Genomic DNA, 18932 nt, shown 5'->3' with positions numbered 1-18932 from the left:
GTGCGGTTAGGCGACCAGGTTGGTGAAGAAGTCGCCGAAGCCCTGTGCGATGTCCATGATGCCGCCGCCCAGGGACTTGAAGACGTCGGCGGCGGAGTTGGGCCGGTACGCAACGAAGAAGATCAAGAATGCGATGCCGGCCCAGGTGAGGACCTTCTTGACCATAGCGGGCCATCCTCTCGCGCGGAGCCGGGTCCGTTTACCGCAGCGGCACCCAGAGTATCAGCATGGCGTCTGTCCGTGAATATCTGCGTCCGCTCCCCGACTCGCCGGTGCCGGCCGGTCAGGCCTGCCCGTGCAGGTACGGGGACGGTGCGCCGTACACGAGTTCGGGCGGTGTCCACTCGGTGAGGTCGTGCAGCACGACTTCTTCCGCGAGGAGGTGACCCGCACTCGCCGGCCAGGCTATCGCATGGAGCCACATTCCCCGAGCCTCGCCGGCGTACGCACTTCGATCCGTTTCGGAACGAACGAGCCACAGTGGAGTGGGATGGCCGCCCACCCGGATCTTCGCGTGCGGCAGACGCTCGGGATGACCAGGGCCGGGATCGGTCAGCGCCTCCTCGACCTGCGGGCCGGGGTCGGGGCCGGGCAGTCCCGCGAAGCGGGAACCGAGACCCACGCCGGGTTCCTCGGCGACGAAGATCAGGTCGGCCGGTCCACCGTCGAGCGGGGCCGGGCCGGCGCAGGCGACCACGGTGGCGCGGACCCCGGCCCGGTCGTCGCCGGCCCAGGCCACCCCGGTCAGCGTCCAGCCCGGCGGCAGTGGCCACGGGCACCACAGCGGCATGCCGGGCCGGTCGGCCGGCTCCCCGTCGGCGGCCACCCGCTCCACCACGCTGGCCATGATCTCGGCGCCGATGTGCTCCGGCACGTGCAGGGGCGCGACCGGCCCGCAACGCAGGCACCGGTACTCGCCGTGCATCAGGTCGGGCTCGCGTACCGGGCCCGCACACTTCGGACAACTCACCGCGACAGTCACGCCTTCACCGTCACCCCGGGCCGGCGAGGCGTCAAGCGGGGCGGGCCGACCGGCGTGGGATTTCCGCCCGACGGCGGAACCGCCACGCGTCAGTCCGGCGGCGGACCCGCGTGCGACCGGATCCAGGCGTGCATGGCGATGCCGCTGGCCACGCCCGCGTTGACGGAACGGGTGGAGCCGTACTGGGCGATCGAGAACAGCGTGTCGCAGGCCGTCCGGGCCACCGGGGACAGCCCCGGGCCCTCCTGGCCGAAGAGCAGCACGCAGCGGCGCGGCAGGACGCTGGTCTCCAGCGGCCGGGAGCCGGGCAGGTTGTCGATCCCGACCACCGGCAGCCGCTCCCCGGCCGCCCAGGCGACGAACTCCTCGATCGTCGGGTGGTGCCGGACGTGCTGGTAGCGGTCGGTCACCATGGCGCCCCGGCGGTTCCACCGGCGCCGCCCGACGATGTGCACCTCGGCGGCGAGGAAGGCGTTGGCGTTGCGGACCACGGTGCCGATGTTGAAGTCGTGCTGCCAGTTCTCGATCGCCACGTGGAAGTCGTGCCGCCGCCGGTCCAGGTCGGCCACCACGGCCTCCCGCCGCCAGTAGCGGTAGCGGTCGACCACGTTGCGTCGGTCGCCGGCCGCGAGCAGCTCCGGGTCGTAGCGCGGGTCGTCCGGCGGGTCACCGGGCCAGGGCCCCACACCCACGTCGAGCTGGTCGTCGGTCACGGTCTGCAGAGGGTACGGCCCGCCGGCGCCGGCGGTCAGCGCAGGTCGAGCGCGCCGCCCAGCCGGTCCAGGAACCGGCGGTCGGCGGGACTCGGCGGGAGGTCGCCGGACCGGCACACCCGGGCCGCCACCGACTCCACCCACTGCCGGTAGGCGGCCGAGTCCGCCGGATCGGCGCGGCGGCGCAGCACCCGCACCGCGGCCCGGGCGGCGGCGAGCAGGTCGACCAGGTCGGTGAGGCGCTCGTCCCGGACGGCGGCCCCGTCGTGGCGGGCGTAGATGGCGGTGACCACGGCCCGGACCAGATCGCTGTCGAAGGCCCGGCCGGCGGCCACCGCGTCCAGGCCGGTCAGTCCGGCGGCGACGCCGCGGGGCGGACGCCCGGGACCGGGCGAGGCGGCGGCGACGAGGACTCGACCCGGCAGGTCGGTGAGCAGGTCCCACTCCGCGGCGGAGTAGGCGGCGGTGGTGAGCGGTGCGGCACGGCGACCGGCAGAGGGCGGCTCTCCGGCGACGGAGTGGCTCATGGGGACCTCCAGCCAGAGCATATGCCCCGGAAGAGGGTCAGGGCCCCGTCCCCGCGGAACGGGTACGGGGCCCTGCCGGCCGGGGTGCGCGGGTCAGCGCGGCTCGGGGAAGCTCGGACGCTCCGGGTCGACGCCGTCCGGGACGGCGGCGGCCGCGTACTCCTTCTTCGGGACCATGACCTTGCGGCGGAACACGCAGACCATCGTGCCGTCCTGGTTGTAGCCGCGGGTCTCCACCGCGACCACGCCGCGGTCGGGCTTCGAGGCCGACTCCCGCTTGTCCAGCACGGTGGTCTCGCCGTAGATCGTGTCGCCGTGGAAGGTCGGTGCGACGTGCCGCAACGACTCGATCTCCAGGTTGGCGATCGCCTTGCCGCTGACGTCGGGCACCGACATGCCGAGCAGCAACGAGTAGATGTAGTTGCCGACCACCACGTTGCGCTTGAACTGGGAGGCGGACTCCGCGTAGTGGGCGTCCATGTGGAGCGGGTGGTGGTTCATGGTGAGCAGGCAGAAGAGGTGGTCGTCGTACTCGGTGACCGTCTTGCCCGGCCAGTGCCGGTAGACCGCGCCGACCTCGAACTCCTCGTAGTAGCGGCCGAACTGCATCCTTGTCCCCTTCGACGGGCGGCGATGGAGTTCGGCACAGCATGCCTTACCGCTTGTTAAGGCGAGGACGGGGGCGCTCCCCCGGCGGAAAAGTCACACCGGGCACCACCTGGGTGGAGACGCAATGAGCGGCGGGGCCCTCCCCGGCACCCGCCGCCCACGCTCTGATGTGAGAGATTCTGCCGTACGGCGGTACGGTGACGACAGAGACGGACGTCACATTTATCTTTTCGTAACACTACTCACCGTCACCATCGACCCCCCGGGAAGCGATCTCCGCAGGCCCGATCCCCGCTCGTCAGCGCGCAAGTTACCGATTCGTAGCCGAAACTGAGCGCGATCTCCTTGGAAACGCTCCCATCACGTCCCGTCACGCAAATGCGGCCTGCACTTGCGTTCCGCACGGCCGCAGGTACAGATGAACCTCGATGTGCTCTGGGTCACCGTCGGGCTGCGCAGCGTTTCGTCGCGCAGGTCACGGGAATTCCCATGGATCGACCCTGGTTCCACCGGACGTACAGCAATCCGCGGTGATCGGAGAGAGCAATGGCAACGGTTGAGCTGACCACGGCCAACTTCGACGAGGTGACCGGGCGCGACGGCATCGTCCTGCTCGACTTCTGGGCGGACTGGTGCGGCCCGTGCAAGCGCTTCGCCCCCGTCTACGAGCGCTCCTCGGAGAAGCACCCGGAGATCGTCTTCGGCAAGGTCGACACCGAGGCGCAGCAGGAGTTGGGCGCCAAGTTCAACATCAGCTCCATCCCGACCGTGATGGCGATCCGGGACGGCGTGATCGTCTTCGCCCAGCCGGGCGCCCTGCCCGAGTCGGCGTTGGAGAACCTGATCGAGCAGGTGCAGCAGCTGGACATGGACGACGTCCGCAAGAAGCTGGCCGAGCACAAGCACTGAGCACGTCCCGCCGCCGGCCGGGTCCCGTGACGGGGCCCGGCCGGCGGCGTTCCCCGTGCCCGGTGCCGGGCGGGACGGGCAGTGAGAATTGGCCGATTGAGGGACGGATTCGGGCGCTTCCCTCCCGTATCGTCACGACCCGATGGAGACCTTGACCACCCGCGGGCGCGCCGTCCGGTTGGGCGCCACCCTGCTCGGGGCGGTGCTGCTCCTTCTCGGCACGGTGCACGGCACCGACGACGACTTCCCGTTCGGACCGTTCCGGATGTACTCCACCTCGGACCCGCCGAACGCGCCGGCGCCGGACACCCGGGTGGAGGGTGTCGACCGCACCGGGGCGGTCGTGTCCCTCGGCCAGGAGGCCACCGGCATCCGCCGGGCCGAGATCGAGGGCCAGCAGGACCGGTACGCGACCGACCCGAGTCTGCTGCGCACCGTCGCCGAGGCGTACGCCGAACGCCACCCCGACGCCCCGGCGCTGGTCGAGGTGCGGATCGTGATCCGCTGGTACGACATTCAGGGCGGGCGCCCGACCGGCGAGTGGACCGACCGCACCGCCGTGCGGTGGGAGACCGGATGACCGGCTGGCTCACCGAGGCGGTGCCGCGCGGCCGGGTGGCCGCCTTCCGCACCCTCGTCTACCTCTTCGTCGCCGCCGACCTGGTCGTGTTCACCCCCTGGGTACGCACCCGCGTCGACGTCCCGGGCGACCTCTACCAGCCGCTGCTCGTGGGCCGGCTGCTCCCGCTGCCCACGCCCACCCCCGCCCTGGTCGGTGTGGTCTTCTGGGTGCTGCTGGTCGCCGCGCTGCTGGCCGCCACCGGCCACGCGCCACGGCTGCTCGGCTGGACGGTCTTCGCGCTCTACTTCGAGTGGATGATCGTGGCGATGAGCTACGGCAAGGTCGACCACGACCGGTTCGGGCTCCTCGTGGCGCTGGCCGTGCTGCCCACCGCCGGCCGGGCCCGCCACGGGGACCCGACCCGCACCGAGGCGGGCGGATGGGCGCTGCGCGTCACCCAGATCGCGGTCATCTGCACCTACTTCCTCGCCGCCTGGGCCAAGTTCCGCTTCGGCGGCCTGGACTGGGCCACCGGTTCCGTGCTGGCCCGGGCGATCATCCGCCGCGGCACCGATCTCGCCGACCTGATCGCGCAGGTCCCGCACCTGCTGATCGTGGCGCAGTTCGGCATCCTGGCGTTCGAGCTGCTCAGCCCGCTGGTGTTCGTGGTGCCCGCCCGGTGGCGGACGGCCGTCGTCGGCTTCTTCTACTCGTTCCACCTGGTGACGATCGCGACGATCACCATCTCGTTCGCGCCGCACCTGGTGGCGATGACCAGCTTCCTGCCGCTGGAGAAGGTCCGCCCGGTGCTCCTGGCCCGGCGCCTGCTCCGCCGCCGCGACGGCCCGGCCGCTCCCGCCGTCGCCGACAGCCCTCGCGCCGCGCCGTCGGCCGATCCGGCTCCGGCCGCGTCCGCCTCGGCGGCCCGGACGGCCGCACCGGACCCGACCGCCGGTTCCACTTCCCCCGGCTGACGGGCGGCCGACAGGTCAGGAGGTCGGGTCGGGGCGGCCGGACGGGCCGTACAACCGCTCCCGGGCCTCCTGGGGCAGCGCGCACGCGGCCGTCCCGCCGGGCATCCGGTGGCGGTTGCGGGCCACCCAGCGGTACGCCGGCCAGGCGGCGGCGCGTACCGGCGCGAAGCGCAGCCCGGCCCCGGCGACCCGCCAGATCGGCCCGCTGTCGCCGAGCAGCCGGGCGATGGCGTCCGGCCCGGCGGCGCGGGAGCCGTCGGCGCCCACCCACTGGACCGCCTCCTCGCACTCGGCCTCCGTCAGACCCAGCGCCGACAGGTCGGCGAACTGCCACGGCACCACGCGGGCCCCGGTGGGAATCCGGCGCTCGATGAACTGCGCGCAGCTGGTGCAGAACGCGCAGTCGCCGTCGTAGACGAAGGTCGACGTCTCCATGCCTCCATCCTGCACCCGCCCCGGGCGCGGCGGCGGCCGGTGTCCGGCGCGTCACTTGCGCATTGTTCGTACACGTGTTCGAATGAGGTCCATGCGCTGGGACAACCTCTCCGCTCCCCCGGACGAGGGGGCTCCTGACCGGGCAGCGCCGGCGGCTCCACCCCTGCCGCTGGCGCTGCCCCACGCGGTCGCCCGCACGTTCGACACCCCCGACTTCGCCGGCATGACCTTCTACGAGGTGCAGGCAAAGTCGATCATCAACCGGGTGCCCGGCCAGTCCCGCGTGCCGTTCGAGTGGACGATCAACCCCTACCGGGGCTGCTCCCACGCGTGCACCTACTGCCTGTCCGGTGACACGCCGATCCTGATGGCGGACGGTCGCACCCGGGCGATCAGCGAGCTGGAGCCCGGCGACCGGATCTACGGCACCGAGCGGCGGGGCGCCTACCGCCACTACGTCGTCACCACGGTGCTCGACAAGTGGTCGACGGTGAAGCGGGCCCACCGGGTCACGCTGGCCGACGGCACGACGCTGGTGGCCAGCGGCGACCACCGGTTCCTGACCGAACGCGGCTGGAAGCACGTCACCGGCAGCATGCGCGGCGGGGCGCGACGCCCCTACCTGACCACCCGCAACCGCCTGCTCGGCACCGGGCGGTTCGCCGTCGCGCCGAAGCGCTCGACCGACTACCGCCGGGGCTACCTGCACGCGCTGGTGCGCGGCGCCGACCGGCCCGGCACCCGGTTCCGGTTGGCCACCTCCGCGACCGAGGCGCTGGAGCGGGCGGAGCGGTTCCTCGCCGACGCCGGGGTCGACGTCGAGCAGACGAGCGGCCGGGCCGGTCGCCGGTCGGCGACGGCGATGCGGACGACCGGCTCGGCCCTGGTCGGGGCCGTCGCCGACCTGGTCCGGCCGCCGGACGAGCCGACCGACGACTGGCGGCTGGGTTTCCTGGCCGGCCTGTTCGACGCGGCGGGAAGCTGCCGCCGGGGCGTGTTCCGGATCGGCGTGGCCGACGACCGGAGCTGCCGCCACGCGGCCGAGGCCCTTGACCGGTTCGCCTTCCGGTGGGTGCGGGACGAGCCGGGCAACCGCACCGGGTCGTGCCAGCTCCGGCTGACCGGCGGCCTGCCCGAGCGGCTGCGCTTCTTCCACCTGACCGACCCGGCCGTCACCCGGAAACGCTCGATCGAGGGCACGGCGCTCAAGTGCGCGGCCCGGCTCCAGGTGACAGCGGTCGAGGATCTCGGCCTGGAGCTGCCGCTGTGGGACATCACCACCGGCACCGGCGACTTCATCGCCAACGGGGTGGTCAGCCACAACTGCTTCGCCCGCAACACGCACACCTACCTCGACCTCGACGCCGGGGCGGACTTCGACCGCAAGGTGGTCGTCAAGGTCAACGCGGGCGAGCTGGTCCGCCGGGAGCTGTCCGCCCCACGCTGGCGCGGCGCGCACGTCGCCATGGGCACCAACGTGGACTGCTACCAACGGGCCGAGGGGCGCTACCACCTGATGCCGCCGATCCTGGAGGCGCTGCGCGACTTCGCCAACCCGTTCTCCATCCTCACCAAGGGCACACTGCTGCTGCGCGATCTGCCGCTGTTGCGCCAGGCCGCCGAGGTGACCCGGATCGGGTTGTCCTACTCGGTGGGCTTCGTCGACGAGGCACTCTGGCGGGTAGCCGAGCCGGGCACGCCCAGCCCGCGCCGGCGGCTGGACGCCGTCCGCCGGCTGACCGACGCCGGCTTCGCGGTCGGGGTGCTGATGGCGCCGATCCTGCCCGGTCTCAGCGACGACGAGGAGTCGATCGACGCGACCGTGGCCGCGATCGCCGCCTCCGGCGCGTCCGGCGTGACTCCGCTGGCGCTGCACCTACGCCCGGGCGCGCGAGAGTGGTACGCGCGCTGGCTGGCCCGGGAGTTCCCGCACCTGGTGCCCCGCTACCGCCAGCTCTACCAGGCCGGGGCCTACGCGCCGCAGGCCTACCAGCGGGAGGTGACCGCGCGGGTGCGGATGGCGGCCCGCCGGCACGGGCTGCACCGGGGCGAGACCGGCGACAACCGCCGGCTGCCGGAGACGCCGCCGCCGGCCCCGGCCGCCGAGCAGCTCTCGCTGCTGTGACCGGTCCGGCGGGTTAGTCTCGGCGGATGCGTTCCGCCCAGCAGCTCCTCGCCGACTCCGCCGTGATCGCCGTCGTCGGGGCCTCCCGCGACCCGGGCAAGGCCGCGCACCGCGTACCGCTGGAGATGCGGCGGCACGGCTGGCGGATCATCCCGGTCAACCCGACGGTGGACGAGCTGTTCGGCGAGAAGGCCTACCCGACGCTGGCCGACATCCCGCATCCGGTCGACCTGGTGGACGTGTTCCGGCCGGCGCGGGACGCGGTCGAGGTGGTGCGGCAGGCGGTGGCGATCGGCGCGCCGGCGGTCTGGTTGCAGCTCGGGATCGTCTCCGCCGAGGCGCGGCGGATCGCCGAGGAGGCCGGCATCGACTACGTCGAGGACAGGTGCCTCATCATCGAGCGGGCCGCCGCGGGCCTCTCCCGCCGCTGATCGGCAGGGTCGCGCGCTGGCGGCTGCCACGTACCCTCCGGGTGTGTCCCTTTCCCAACCGGCCACGGGGCCGGCGACGGCCGGCCGCGACGGACTCTGGACGCGCCGGTTGCTCGCGCTCCTGGCGGGAACGGCGGTGGCCGCGGCGGCCACCCGTGGCCTGCTGGCGCTTGGCCCCGCCGGCCTGGACCGGATCCGCGACGTGGCGTGGGTGGCGGGCGGGGTGCACCTGGCGCAGCGGCACTGGCGACCCCGGCGGACCGGGCGGTTGGTCTGGCGTACCCGGGTGGTGGGGCGACGTGCGACAGAGGCCGGGCTGGTGGCCCGCCGGTCCGTGGCAGGCCTGCTGGGGCTGGCGGCGGGTCTCGTCTTCTGGACGCTGTTCGGGGTCGGGACGGTCTCGCTCCTGCCCGACCGGTGGTACCGGTTCGGGGTGGCGGCGGTGGCTCTCGGCCTGGGCCTGGCCGTCCACCGCGAAGCCCGGTTCACCGGCCCGCTCGCGCTGACGGCGAGCGGGATCAGGGACGGCGGGGCGTGGTATCCCTGGGTGACGGTCCGGGCGGCCGAGCTCGCTGGGGACGAGCCGGACGGCGGCGTGGCGCTGCATCTGCTCCCCGAGCGGCTTCCCCGGCCGGTCGTCGGTGGACGCGAGGTCACCGTGTCGGACGAACGACTCCTGACCGCGATCGAGCAGTTCCGGGCGGCCCCGGGGACGCTGTCGGTAGGGCTGCCGGTCATACCGCCCGAGCCGGCCGCCCGACCCGGGGTCGGGTGAGGGTCGGGTCACCGGGCCGGGTCGGGGCCGAAGAGCAGGTCGAGCTGGGCGTCGAGCGCGGCCAGCGCGGTCTCCGGGGGATAGTGGCCGCCGAGCACGTAGATGCCGAGCCCTTCCATCACGGCGAGCAGCCCGACCGCGGCCCGTTCCGGGTCCAGCCGGCCGTCCGCCACGAGCGGTGACCCGGCGGCGATCTGCCCGGACACGAACGCCAGCAGCGCGGCCGTCTCGTCGTGCAGCGCGGCGGCCACGGCCGGCCGGACGGCGGTGTACGCGAGGAAGGCCAGGGCCACCCGGCCGTCCGCGCGCCGTTCCTCGTCGAGGGGCAGCAGCTCGGCCAGCATGGTCCGCAGCAGCGTGCGGGGTGCCGGCGTCGCGCCGAGCGGCTCGACCGCCCGGCGGATCCGGGCCTCGTTGCGCTCGCGCACCACGGCGAGCGCGAAGACCATCATCTCGTCCCGGGTACGGAAGTAGTGCTGCACCATCCCGGGGCTGACCTCGGCCGCGGCGGCGACGTGGCGCAGGCTGACCGCCTCCAGCCCCTGCTCGGCCGCGACCCGCATCAACGCGTCGGCGATCAGCGCGCGACGCTCCCGGTGGTCGACCCGCTTCGGCATGCCCCCATGGTTTCACAATACGAGTGCATTGACACGCCGCCGAGGACGTTTTACATTACGACTGCATTGAAAACGAGGGGGTGCGGTGATGGGGCGGGCGTTCCGGCTGGCGCGGCGCGTGGTGGCGTACGAGTGGGGCATGTGGCGCAGCCTCACCCGGTGGATCCTGCGTCGGCCGTACCCGGTGGCGCCGGGCGCGGAGACCTACGCCTACGTCGGCGGGGTGCAGGCGATCCTGCTGGCCTTCATCGTCCTGTCCACGATCGAGATCCCGGTCCTCGACGTGATCCTGCGGCACACCGTCGACCAGCCGACGGTGCGGCACGCGGCGATCGGGCTCGGCGTCTGGGGCGTGCTGTGGATGGTCGGGCTGCTGGCCAGCCTCCGGATCCACCCGCACGTCGTCGACGACGCCGGCCTGCGGGTGCGCAACGGCGTCTCGATCGACGTCACGATCCCGTGGACCGCCGTCGCCGAGGTGTCGTTCCGTCGCCGCTCGCTGCCGTCCAGCCGGGCCGTCCAGTACGACGCGGACGACCCGGCGGTGCTCAACCTCGGCGTCGGCAGCCAGACCGCGATCGACGTGGTGCTGCGCGAGCCGCTGTCGGTGCCGCTGCCGAAGGGACCGAGCGCGCCGGTGCGGGAGATCCGGCTGTACGCCGACGACCCGGGCGCGCTGGTCGAACACGCCCGCCGGCACCTGCCTGCCACCGACCACGTCACGCGCCGGCCGACGCGTTAAGAGGGGGCCCCTGCTCTACCGGAGACGTTAAGAAGGGGCCCTTCCTTACAGCTTGTACTCCTTGAGCAGGCCGCGGGAGATGATCGTCTTCTGGATCTCCGAGGTGCCCTCGCCGATCAGCAGGAACGGCGCCTCGCGCATCAGGCGCTCGATCTCGTACTCCTTGGAGTAGCCGTAGCCGCCGTGGATGCGGAACGCCTCCTGGACCACCTCGGCGCAGTATTCCGAGGCGAGCAGCTTGGCCATGCCCGCCTCGACGTCGTTGCGCTGACCGGCGTCCTTGAGTCGGGCCGCGTTGACCATGAGGGAGTGCGCGGCCTCGATCTTGGTGCCCATCTCGGCGAGCTTGAACGCGATCGCCTGGTGCCGGGCGAGCGGCTGGCCGAACGTCTTGCGCTGCTGGGCGTAGGCCACGGCCAGCTCGAACGCGCGGATCGAGATGCCGCAGGCGCGGGCGGCGACGTTGACCCGGCCCACCTCGATGCCGTCCATCATCTGGTAGAAGCCGCGGCCGACCTTCTCCGCACCGCCGAGCACGGCGGAGGCCGGGACGGTGACGCCGTCGAGCACCATCTCGGTGGTCTCGACGCCCTTGTAGCCCATCTTGTCGATCTTGCCGGGAATGGTCAGGCCGGGCGCGGTCTCGCCGAAGCCGGGCTCCTTCTCCAGCAGGAAGGTGCTCATGTTGCCGTAGACCGAGTCGGCCCCGGTGTCGGTCTTGACCAGGGTGGCCACCACCGAGGAGTACGCCCCGTTGGTCAGCCACATCTTCTGGCCGTTCAGGACGTAGGAGTCGCCGTCGCGGACCGCCTTCGACTTGATCGCCGACACGTCCGAGCCGCACTCGGGCTCCGACATGGAGAACGCGCCGCGCACCTCGCCGGTCGCCATCCGGGGCAGCAGCCGGGCCTTCTGGTCGGCCGAGCCGTGCTGCGAGATCAGGTACGCCACGATGAAGTGGGTGTTGACGATGCCGGAGATCGACATCCAGCCCCGGGACAGCTCCTCGACCACCAGGGCGTAGGTCAGCAGGGACTCGCCCAGGCCGCCGTACTCCTCGTCGATGGTGAGGCCGAACAGCCCCATCTCGCGCATCCCGTCGAGGATGTCGGCGGGGTACTCGTCGGCGTGCTCCAGCCGCTGGGCGTGCGGAATGATCTCCTTGTCGGCGAACTCCCGGACGGTTTCCAGGATCGACCGCTGCACGTCGGTCAGGCCGGGCGTCTGGGCGAGTCGGGCCATCTCAGCCTCCGGGGTCGGCGCATTACTCATGGGTAACTGAACGCTCGGTCAGTATCGGCCCCGGGACCGGCCGCGCCAAGGTGACCAGTCCACACAACCGCTGTGAAAAGGTTCACCGCTGCGGGTAGCGTCCGCAAGAGAGAGGGCCGTTGACCTGCGATCCGGGGGGCGTACGTGACCGACGAGCAACCACCGTCGCCGTACGAGCCGCCGGGCCACGGCCAGCCCTACGGGCAGCCGCAGTACGGGCAGCAGCACCCGCAGTGGGGACAGCAGCCGCCGTACGCCCCGCAGCCGCCCTACGGTCAGTACGGCCCGTCCGGCCCGGGACCACGCCCCCGCGGCGGCCCGAACGTGCTCGCCATCCTGTCCCTGGTCTTCGCGTTCGTCTTCGCGCCGGCCGGCATCGTCTGCGGCCACCTGGCCAAGCGACAGATCCGGCAGACCGGCGAGGAGGGCGACCAGCTCGCCACCTGGGGCCTGATCCTCAGCTACGTCTTCACCGCGCTCGGTGTGATCGCCTGCTGCGGCTGGATCGGGCTGGCCATCTGGGCCAACTCCGACAACGGCACCGGCTACTGACCGCTCAGCGGAACTGCGCCTCGCGCACGCTGTTGCCGCCGTCGACCACCAGCATCTGCCCGGTGATGTACGACGCGGCCGGTGAGCAGAGGAAGGCGATGGCGGCGGCCACCTCGTCCGGTGTGCCAGGGCGCCCCACCGGCGTGCCGTGCCCCTGCTTGATCTCGGCCAGGGTGGACGCCGCGGTGTGGATGATGCCGGGCGCCACCGCGTTGACGGTCACCCCGTCGGCGATCATCTCCATCGCCAGCGCCCGGGTCAGCCCGACCACGCCGGCCTTCGCCGCCGCGTAGCCCGCCTCGGTGGGCAGCGCGTTGACCGGCCCGGCCGTGGCGGCCAGGTTGACGATCCGCCCCCACCCCCGCTCGGCCATGCCCACGATGAACGCGCGACTGCACAGGAACGCGGTGGTCAGGTTGCGGTCGATCTCGCCGCGCCACTCGTCGTAGGTCAGCTGGGCCACCGGCCGCAGCACCTCCGGGCTGGCCCGGCTCGCCAGGCCGGCGTTGTTGACCAGCACCTCGACGTCGCCGAGCTGCTCGGCCACCGCGTCGGCGAGCGCGCCCACCTCGGACTCGTCGGTGAGGTCGGCGACGAAGCCGGTGACGCCCAGCTCGCCGGCGCGGTCGTGGATCCGGCGGGTGGTCGACACGATCGCCACCCGGGCGCCCAGGTCAGCCAGCCGGCGCGCGGTCGCGTACCCGATGCCGTCGGCGCTGCCCGCGCCGGTGACCAGGGCGACCCGGCCGTCCAGGCGCATGGTGGCCGGCTCCGGGAGCGGCTCGGACCGTTCCTGGTCGGCGGCGCCCGTCGGCTCGCCGCCGCGCGGGCGGCGCACCGACCCCGGCCGGCTCATGTCCCGTCGCGACCGACCACCACGCGCGTCAAGTGCCATGCCGAGGATCCTGCCCGCTGTGGACCTTCCGGGCAACGCGGCACCCGGAAAGGGGGTCCTCCGTGTTGCGCCCGGGTGGCTACCCTGACCCGGACCACGTACCTGGAGATGATCAGATGAGCTATCCCCCACCCCCCGGTGGTTGGCAGGACCCGCAGTCGAGCCCGCCGGTCGATCCGTACGCGCCGGTCGACCCGTACGCGGTCGCGAAGTCGCCCTACCCGCAGCCCGCCGGAGACCCGTACGCGGTGCCCGGCGGCTACCCGCCGCCCGGGGCATACCCGCCGCCGGGCGCCTACCCGGGTTACGCGCCGCCGACCAGCAAGACGAACTCCCTGGCCATCGTGGCGCTGGTGCTCTCGCTGGTCGGCTTCACCTCCTGCATCACCGCGCCGATCGGCGCGATCATGGGCCATGTCGCCCGCAAGCAGATCCGGGAGACCGGCGAGCAGGGCGAGGGCATGGCCAAGGCGGCCATCATCGTGGGCTGGATCCTCACCGCCCTGCTGGTCGCCCTGATCGTCTTCTACATCGTGATGATCGTGATCGCGGTCAACTCGGACAGCTCCAGCAGCTACTGACGCGCGCGGGCCGCCCCCGGCGAGGGGGCGGCCCGGCGACGTCAGCGGCGTGCGGTCACTCGGTGGGCGGGGTGAACGACGAGGTACGGGTCATGCCCGCGGCCCGGCCCTTGGCGGCGACCACCAGCGCCATCTTGCGGGACGCCTCGTCGATCATCTCGTCGCCGAGCATCACCGCGCCGAGCTTCCCGCCCGCCTCCGAGGTGTAGAAGTCGTAGGCGTCGAGGATCAGCTCGGCGTGGTCGTAGTCGGCCTGCGCCGGCGAGTAGACCTCGTTGGCCGCGTCGATCTGGCCGGGGTGCAGTACCCACTTGCCGTCGAAGCCCAGCGCGGCCGAGCGCTTCGCCACCTCGCGGAACGCGTCCACGTCCCGGATCTGCAGGAACGGGCCGTCGATGGCCTGCTTGTCGTGCATCCGCGCGGCCATCAGGATGCGCATCAGGATGTAGTGGTAGGGATCGCCCGGGTAGTCCGGGATCAGCGCGCCGACCACCAGCGACTTCATGTTGATCGAGGCCATGAAGTCGGCCGGACCGAAGATGATGGTCTCCACCCGGGGTGAGGCGGCCGCGATGGCGTCCACGTTGACCAGACCGGCGGCGTTCTCGATCTGCGCCTCGATGCCGATCCGGCCCACCTCCAGACCGAGCGTCTTCTCGATCTGGGTGAGCAGCAGGTCCAGCCAGTGCACCTGCTCCGCGTTCTGCACCTTCGGCAGCATGATGCAGTCCAGGTTCGCCCCGGCGCCCTCGACCACCTCGATGACGTCCCGGTAGGTCCACGGCGTGGTCAGGTCGTTCACCCGGACCACCCGGGTCTTGCCGGTCCAGTCGCCGTCGTTCAGCGCGGCCACGATGTTCTTGCGCGCGTCCGGCTTGGCCAGCGGGGCGACCGCGTCCTCCAGGTCGAGGAAGACCTGGTCGGCGGGGAGACCCTGGGCCTTGCCCAGCATCTTGACGCTGGAGCCGGGTACCGCGAGGCAGGACCGGCGGGGGCGACCGACAACGGCCATGGATGCGCTCCTTCCAGCGTCCGGCCGTACGGGGCCGACGCGGGCGGTGGATGTCGAGAACTTAACGATCCCAAAGGGCGTGGTGACGCCACGGTAACCTCGTGCCGTGACCGGGGTGAATGGACCTGTGGAAGATCTCACTGAGCGTCGGATCGTGGTGCTGACCGGGGCCAGTTCGGGCATCGGGTTGGCCGCCGCCGTCGAGCTGGCCCGCCGGGGCGACCAGGTGGTGCTGGTCGGCCGCGACCCGGCCCGGCTGCGCGCCGCCGGGGAGCGCGTCCGCGAGTCCTGCGGCGAGCAGCCGGAGCTGTTCCGGGCCGACTTCGCCGTGCTCGACGACGTACGCGGGCTCGCCGAGCGGCTGCGCGAGCACTACGACCGGATCGACGTGCTGGCCAACAACGCCGGCGCGATCGCCCTCGAACCGATCACCACCGTCGACGGCTTCGAGCTGAGCATGCAGGCCAACCACCTGGCCCCGTTCCTGCTCAGCAACCTGCTCGCCGACCGGGTCCGCCGGATGGTGGTGACCGCCTCCGACGCGCACCGCAGCGGCGTGCTCGACCCCGACGACCTGAACGCGTCGCTGCGCCACTACCGGCCGTTCCGCGCCTACGGCACCAGCAAGCAGGCGAACATCCTGTTCACCGCCGAGGCCGCGCGGCGCTGGCCGGAGCTGCCGGCGTACGCGTTCCACCCCGGCGTGGTGCGCACCCGCTTCGGCAACGAGAGCCGCCTGGTGGCGCTCGGCATGCGCCTGCTGCCTTTCCGCAGCCCGGAGAAGGGCGCGGAGACGCTGGTCTGGCTCGCCCGCCAGGACCCGTCCCGGCTGATGGACGGCGGCTACTACGCCGACCGCAAGCCGCACCGGCCCCGGCCGAAGGCGGCCGACCCGGCGCTGGCGGCGCGACTCTGGACGGCCAGCGCGAAGGCGGTCGGCATCGACGCCTGAGGGGATCCGCCCACCGGATCGCCGCCCGAGGCGTCGCCGCCCGGCACGTCGCCGGCGGGGGTCGCCGCGGGTCGCCCGCGCTGCCAGACTCGGCCCATGACGACGGGGAACGAGGTCCTGCTGGTCGCGCTGGTCGACCTGAGCGCCGACGCGCCGGCCGGGCGACGCTACGAGGACGCCGTGCTGGCGCTGCTCGACCGGCACGACGGCCGGCTGGAACGGCGGTTGCGCACCGGGGACGGGCAGACCGAGGTGCACGTCATCCGCTTCACCGCCCGCGCCGGGCTGGACGCGTTCCTCGCCGACCCGGAGCGCGCCGCGCTGCGGGCCGAACTGGGCGACGCCGCCCCCACCACCCGGGTGCTGGAGGTCCACGACGTCTGACCTGCCCCTCCCCCTCACTTCATCACGCTCCGACGCCGAGAACAAGACTTGATCTTGGCGCTGGTGGGGCGCAGGGTCGGGGCATGGACTTCGATCCCCTGGCCACCGCCCGCCGTGCCCTCTGGATCGGCGGCGGGCAGTGGGCCGGCAAGACCACGCTCGCCGTCACGTTGGCGCTGCGGCACGGGCTGACCGCCTACCTCTACGACCGGCACGACGCGCGGGGACACGACGACCGGCGGATCGCCGACCGGGTCCGCCGAGGAGAACCGCCGGACGGGCCCGACCCGGAGGCGACGTGGGTGGCGACCGACCCACGGCGGATGGCGGACGAGACCCTCGCCGGGTTCCCGCGCCGCTTCGCGTGGGTGCTGGACGACCTGAGCGCCCTGGTCAGCGGAGGCCGGGTGATCGCCGAGGGCTGGGGGCTGCGTCCGGAACTGGTCGCGCCGGTGGTCGGGTCGACCCGGCAGATGGTGGTGCTGGTGCCGACTCCGGAGTTCCGCGCGTACCAGGTGGAACGGCTGCCCCGGGCGACCGCCCGGCACCCCGGGGTGAGCGACCCGGAACGGGCCCGGCGCAACCGGATCGCCCGCGACGAGCTGGTCGCCGCCGACGCGGTCGCCGCCGCGCACGCGCTCGGGATCCGCGTGGTCGAGGTGGACGGCAGCCGGGACGCCGCGGCGATCGCCGCGTTGGTCACCGACCACTTCGCCGGGTACCTCTGAAACGTCAGTGCGACACGTGTACCGGGACGCTGGTGACCACGACGCCGGGCAGGGCCCGCAGCGCCGCCCGCAACCGCTGCTCGGCCCGACTGTGCAGGAGCCGGTGCCGGCGTCGCCGCAGCACCACCTCCGGCACGATGACGGTCAGCGTCAGCTCCGGCCGGCTGCTGTGCAACGCCTCCAGATAGTGCGCGAGCGGCCCGATCACCGACCGGTACGGCGACACGATGGTCTCCAGCCGCAGGTGGTCGCCCCAGGCCCGCCACTGCTCGCGGAACCGGTCCGCCTCGGCCTCCTCCGGCGCGATGTGCACGGCCAGCGTCGGCCGACCGAGTGAGGTCGCGTAGGCCAGGGCCCGCAGCGAGGCCCGGTTCAGTCGGGCCACCGGCACGATCACCAGGTGGCGTACCTGCTGGGGCAGTTCCTCACCCTCGGCGGACCCGGCGGGGCCGGACGGACCCGGCGGGGGCGGGTGCAGCGCGAGGGCCCGGTGCAGCGTGGCGTAGTGCCGGTGGATCCGCCGGAAGAGCAGCACCAGCAGCGGCACCGCGACCACCACCACCCAGGCGCCCTCGGTGAACTTGGCGACCGCGGCGGTCACCAGCACCAGCCCGGACAGCGTCGCGCCGACCGCGTTGACCGCGAGCCGGCGACGCCGCCCCGGGCCCGGCCGGCGGCGCCAGTGCACCACCATCCCGGTCTGCGACAGCGTGAAGGCGAGGAAGACGCCGACCGCGTAGAGCGGGATCAGCCGCTCGGTGTGCCCGCCGAAGGCGACGAAGACGCCCGCGGCGGCGAGGGCGAGCGCCACCAGGCCGTTGCTGAACGCCAGCCGGTCACCCATGTGCAGGAACCGGCGCGGCGCGTGGCCGTCCCGGGCCATGAAGAAGAGCAGCCGGGGGAAGTCGTTGAACGCGGTGTTCGCCGCCAGCAGCAGGATCAGCCCGGTGGTGACCTGGAGGATCGCGTACCCGGGCCCGCTGGGGAAGGTGACCCGGCCGAGCTGGGACAGCAGCGTCTCGTCCGCGCGCGGCACCAGGCCGTCGAGGTGGATCAGCCCGACCAGACCGGCGAAGAGCGTGACCAGCATGGCGACCATCCAGCCCAGCGTCGTGCGGGCGTTGCGCCACTCGGTCGGGCGGAACGCGGGCACCGCGTTGGAGACCGCCTCGATGCCGGTCATCGACACCGCCCCGGAGGAGAACGCGCGCAGTACCAGCAGCAGGCCCAGCCCTTCCGTGGCGGGCACCGCCGGCGGCGGCACCGGCGCGAAGCCGCGCGCCGCGGCCTTCGCGTAGCCGACCGCCAGCACCGCGAGGACCACCACCACGAAGGCGTACGTGGGCAGCACGAAGATGTTGCCGGCGGTGCGCACGCCACGCAGGTTGCCGGCGAGCAGGACGCCGATCACCAGGACCCCGAGCGGCACGGTCCACGGGGTGAGGCCGGGCAGCGCCGAGGTGACCGCGTGCACCCCGGCGGCCACCGACACGGACACGGTCAGCACGTAGTCGAGCATCAGCCCGGCCGCGGCGGCCAGCCCCGGGGTACGCCCGAGGTTGTCCCCGGCCACGATGTACGACCCGGCGCCGTGCGGGTAGGCCGGGATGGTCTGCCGGTAGGAGAGCCCGACCGCGACCATCAGCACGACGAGCAGCGCGGCCAGCGGCAGGGCGAGGCCGAGCGCGGCGCTGCCGGCCAGGACCAGCACGACGAGCATGGCCTCCGGCCCGTACGCGACGGAGCTGAGCAGGTCCGAGGAGAGCACCGGCAGCGCGACCAGCTTGCGCATCCGCTCGTAGAGCACCGAGGAGCTGGCCAGCGGCGGGCCGACCAGGGTGCGGCGGATCCGGGTGACCGCCCGACCGAACCGGTTGCCGGGCAGGTGCGCCGCGCCGGTGGCGACCAGTTCGTCCGGCTGCGCCACGGTGAACATGTCGATCGGGGTGAGCCGGCCGAACCGGGTGGGCGCCGGGCGGCCCGCGCGCCGGCCCGGCGTCGGGTCCACGGGCAGGTCGTCGGCCCGGCGCGGGCCGTGCCAGCGGGCGCCGATCCGGCCCAGCGCGGCCCGTTCCGCGTCGTCCAACGGCGGGAACTCGGCCGAGGGCGTGACGACGGTGCCCTGCTCCGCCGCGTCGTGCCGGTCCGCCCCCAC

23 protein-coding genes are annotated in these 18932 nt (G+C 73.0%); 12 read left to right on the top strand and 11 right to left on the bottom strand.

Annotated features, from left to right (window positions below; all coding sequences use genetic code 11):
• Nucleotides 1-6 precede the first annotated feature (6 nt).
• The 5 genes from ACN27B_RS13290 to ACN27B_RS13270 form a co-directional block, all read right to left on the bottom strand.
• Nucleotides 7-165, bottom strand: a complete 159-nt coding sequence (locus ACN27B_RS13290) for a hypothetical protein (RefSeq protein WP_013283898.1) — start codon at nucleotides 163-165, stop codon at nucleotides 7-9.
• 118 nt (nucleotides 166-283) lie between these two features.
• Nucleotides 284-982 (bottom strand): TFIIB-type zinc ribbon-containing protein, encoded by a 699-nt coding sequence (locus ACN27B_RS13285; protein WP_342672789.1) that lies wholly within the window; start codon nucleotides 980-982, stop codon nucleotides 284-286.
• A gap of 89 nt (nucleotides 983-1071) precedes the next feature.
• Nucleotides 1072-1695, bottom strand: coding sequence for a TrmH family RNA methyltransferase (locus ACN27B_RS13280; RefSeq protein ID WP_091582631.1), 624 nt, complete (start codon nucleotides 1693-1695; stop codon nucleotides 1072-1074).
• Nucleotides 1696-1730: 35 nt separating this feature from the next.
• The gene (locus ACN27B_RS13275) at nucleotides 1731-2222 is read right to left on the bottom strand and encodes a hypothetical protein (protein WP_099164786.1); all 492 of its coding nucleotides are present in this window, start codon (nucleotides 2220-2222) and stop codon (nucleotides 1731-1733) included.
• Between the two features lie 93 nt (nucleotides 2223-2315).
• Nucleotides 2316-2831: a MaoC family dehydratase gene (locus ACN27B_RS13270; RefSeq protein WP_098743791.1), complete on the bottom strand. Its 516-nt coding sequence runs from the start codon at nucleotides 2829-2831 to the stop codon at nucleotides 2316-2318.
• Nucleotides 2832-3377: 546 nt separating this feature from the next.
• Between ACN27B_RS13270 and trxA the strand changes: the two genes are divergently transcribed.
• The 3 genes from trxA (at nucleotide 3378) to ACN27B_RS13255 (ending at nucleotide 5276) form a co-directional block, all read left to right on the top strand.
• On the top strand, nucleotides 3378-3740 hold the full coding sequence (gene trxA, locus ACN27B_RS13265) for a thioredoxin (protein WP_091582637.1): 363 nt from the start codon (nucleotides 3378-3380) through the stop codon (nucleotides 3738-3740).
• 142 nt (nucleotides 3741-3882) lie between these two features.
• Nucleotides 3883-4320, top strand: a complete 438-nt coding sequence (locus tag ACN27B_RS13260) for a hypothetical protein (RefSeq protein ID WP_099162682.1) — start codon at nucleotides 3883-3885, stop codon at nucleotides 4318-4320.
• Entirely contained in the window at nucleotides 4317-5276 is a 960-nt protein-coding gene (locus ACN27B_RS13255; protein WP_253865971.1) for an MFS transporter permease, read from the top strand. Before ACN27B_RS13260 ends, ACN27B_RS13255 begins: the two co-directional genes overlap by 4 nt.
• A 15-nt stretch (nucleotides 5277-5291) precedes the next feature.
• Here the strand turns inward: ACN27B_RS13255 and ACN27B_RS13250 are convergent, their stop codons facing one another.
• Nucleotides 5292-5711, bottom strand: coding sequence for a thiol-disulfide oxidoreductase DCC family protein (locus ACN27B_RS13250; RefSeq protein WP_099162683.1), 420 nt, complete (start codon nucleotides 5709-5711; stop codon nucleotides 5292-5294).
• Between ACN27B_RS13250 and ACN27B_RS13245 the strand changes: the two genes are divergently transcribed.
• From ACN27B_RS13245 to ACN27B_RS13235, 3 genes are read left to right on the top strand one after another with little or no spacing between them, the layout of a single operon-like run.
• Nucleotides 5710-7836, top strand: coding sequence for an intein-containing Rv2578c family radical SAM protein (locus ACN27B_RS13245; protein ID WP_422745192.1), 2127 nt, complete (start codon nucleotides 5710-5712; stop codon nucleotides 7834-7836). The genes ACN27B_RS13250 and ACN27B_RS13245 overlap by 2 nt on opposite strands.
• 26 nt (nucleotides 7837-7862) lie before the next feature.
• Nucleotides 7863-8267: a CoA-binding protein gene (locus ACN27B_RS13240; RefSeq protein ID WP_099162685.1), complete on the top strand. Its 405-nt coding sequence runs from the start codon at nucleotides 7863-7865 to the stop codon at nucleotides 8265-8267.
• Nucleotides 8268-8310: 43 nt separating this feature from the next.
• On the top strand, nucleotides 8311-9042 hold the full coding sequence (locus ACN27B_RS13235; protein ID WP_157779133.1) for a hypothetical protein: 732 nt from the start codon (nucleotides 8311-8313) through the stop codon (nucleotides 9040-9042).
• An 8-nt stretch (nucleotides 9043-9050) separates the two neighbouring features.
• On the opposite strand, the gene ACN27B_RS13230 is transcribed toward ACN27B_RS13235, so the two are convergent.
• Nucleotides 9051-9659, bottom strand: coding sequence for a TetR/AcrR family transcriptional regulator (locus tag ACN27B_RS13230; RefSeq protein WP_099162687.1), 609 nt, complete (start codon nucleotides 9657-9659; stop codon nucleotides 9051-9053).
• Nucleotides 9660-9747: 88 nt separating this feature from the next.
• Between ACN27B_RS13230 and ACN27B_RS13225 the strand changes: the two genes are divergently transcribed.
• Complete coding sequence (locus tag ACN27B_RS13225) at nucleotides 9748-10401, top strand: PH domain-containing protein (RefSeq protein WP_099162688.1); 654 nt, start codon at nucleotides 9748-9750, stop codon at nucleotides 10399-10401.
• A 45-nt stretch (nucleotides 10402-10446) separates the two neighbouring features.
• Here the strand turns inward: ACN27B_RS13225 and ACN27B_RS13220 are convergent, their stop codons facing one another.
• Nucleotides 10447-11643 (bottom strand): acyl-CoA dehydrogenase family protein, encoded by a 1197-nt coding sequence (locus tag ACN27B_RS13220; protein WP_396820936.1) that lies wholly within the window; start codon nucleotides 11641-11643, stop codon nucleotides 10447-10449.
• Between the two features lie 174 nt (nucleotides 11644-11817).
• Here ACN27B_RS13220 and ACN27B_RS13215 point away from each other — a divergent pair, with 174 nt between their 5' ends.
• Entirely contained in the window at nucleotides 11818-12225 is a 408-nt protein-coding gene (locus ACN27B_RS13215; RefSeq protein ID WP_422745189.1) for a DUF4190 domain-containing protein, read from the top strand.
• A gap of 4 nt (nucleotides 12226-12229) precedes the next feature.
• Here ACN27B_RS13215 and ACN27B_RS13210 read toward each other — a convergent pair whose 3' ends face one another.
• Nucleotides 12230-13120: an SDR family NAD(P)-dependent oxidoreductase gene (locus ACN27B_RS13210; protein ID WP_099162690.1), complete on the bottom strand. Its 891-nt coding sequence runs from the start codon at nucleotides 13118-13120 to the stop codon at nucleotides 12230-12232.
• A 116-nt stretch (nucleotides 13121-13236) separates the two neighbouring features.
• Here ACN27B_RS13210 and ACN27B_RS13205 point away from each other — a divergent pair, with 116 nt between their 5' ends.
• Entirely contained in the window at nucleotides 13237-13701 is a 465-nt protein-coding gene (locus ACN27B_RS13205; RefSeq protein ID WP_091582673.1) for a DUF4190 domain-containing protein, read from the top strand.
• 55 nt (nucleotides 13702-13756) lie between these two features.
• Here the strand turns inward: ACN27B_RS13205 and ACN27B_RS13200 are convergent, their stop codons facing one another.
• Nucleotides 13757-14713, bottom strand: coding sequence for an HpcH/HpaI aldolase/citrate lyase family protein (locus ACN27B_RS13200; RefSeq protein ID WP_091582678.1), 957 nt, complete (start codon nucleotides 14711-14713; stop codon nucleotides 13757-13759).
• A gap of 127 nt (nucleotides 14714-14840) precedes the next feature.
• On the opposite strand from ACN27B_RS13200, the gene ACN27B_RS13195 reads away from it, so the two are divergent.
• From ACN27B_RS13195 to ACN27B_RS13185, 3 genes are all read left to right on the top strand, one after another.
• Nucleotides 14841-15665 carry an SDR family NAD(P)-dependent oxidoreductase gene (locus tag ACN27B_RS13195; RefSeq protein WP_172967860.1) on the top strand — a complete coding sequence of 275 codons (825 nt, stop codon included), beginning with the start codon at nucleotides 14841-14843 and terminating at the stop codon, nucleotides 15663-15665.
• A 96-nt stretch (nucleotides 15666-15761) separates the two neighbouring features.
• Nucleotides 15762-16049: a hypothetical protein gene (locus tag ACN27B_RS13190; RefSeq protein WP_099162692.1), complete on the top strand. Its 288-nt coding sequence runs from the start codon at nucleotides 15762-15764 to the stop codon at nucleotides 16047-16049.
• Between the two features lie 83 nt (nucleotides 16050-16132).
• Complete coding sequence (locus ACN27B_RS13185) at nucleotides 16133-16777, top strand: hypothetical protein (RefSeq protein WP_099162693.1); 645 nt, start codon at nucleotides 16133-16135, stop codon at nucleotides 16775-16777.
• 4 nt (nucleotides 16778-16781) lie between these two features.
• On the opposite strand, the gene ACN27B_RS13180 is transcribed toward ACN27B_RS13185, so the two are convergent.
• A complete protein-coding gene (locus tag ACN27B_RS13180; protein WP_422745185.1) occupies nucleotides 16782-18932 on the bottom strand; it encodes an APC family permease in 2151 nt (716 codons plus the stop codon).

Source organism: Micromonospora sp. WMMD754 (assembly GCF_049315235.1).
Taxonomy (GTDB): Bacteria; Actinomycetota; Actinomycetes; order Mycobacteriales; family Micromonosporaceae; genus Micromonospora; species Micromonospora sediminicola.
This window is presented reverse-complemented; position numbering and strand designations above follow the sequence as displayed.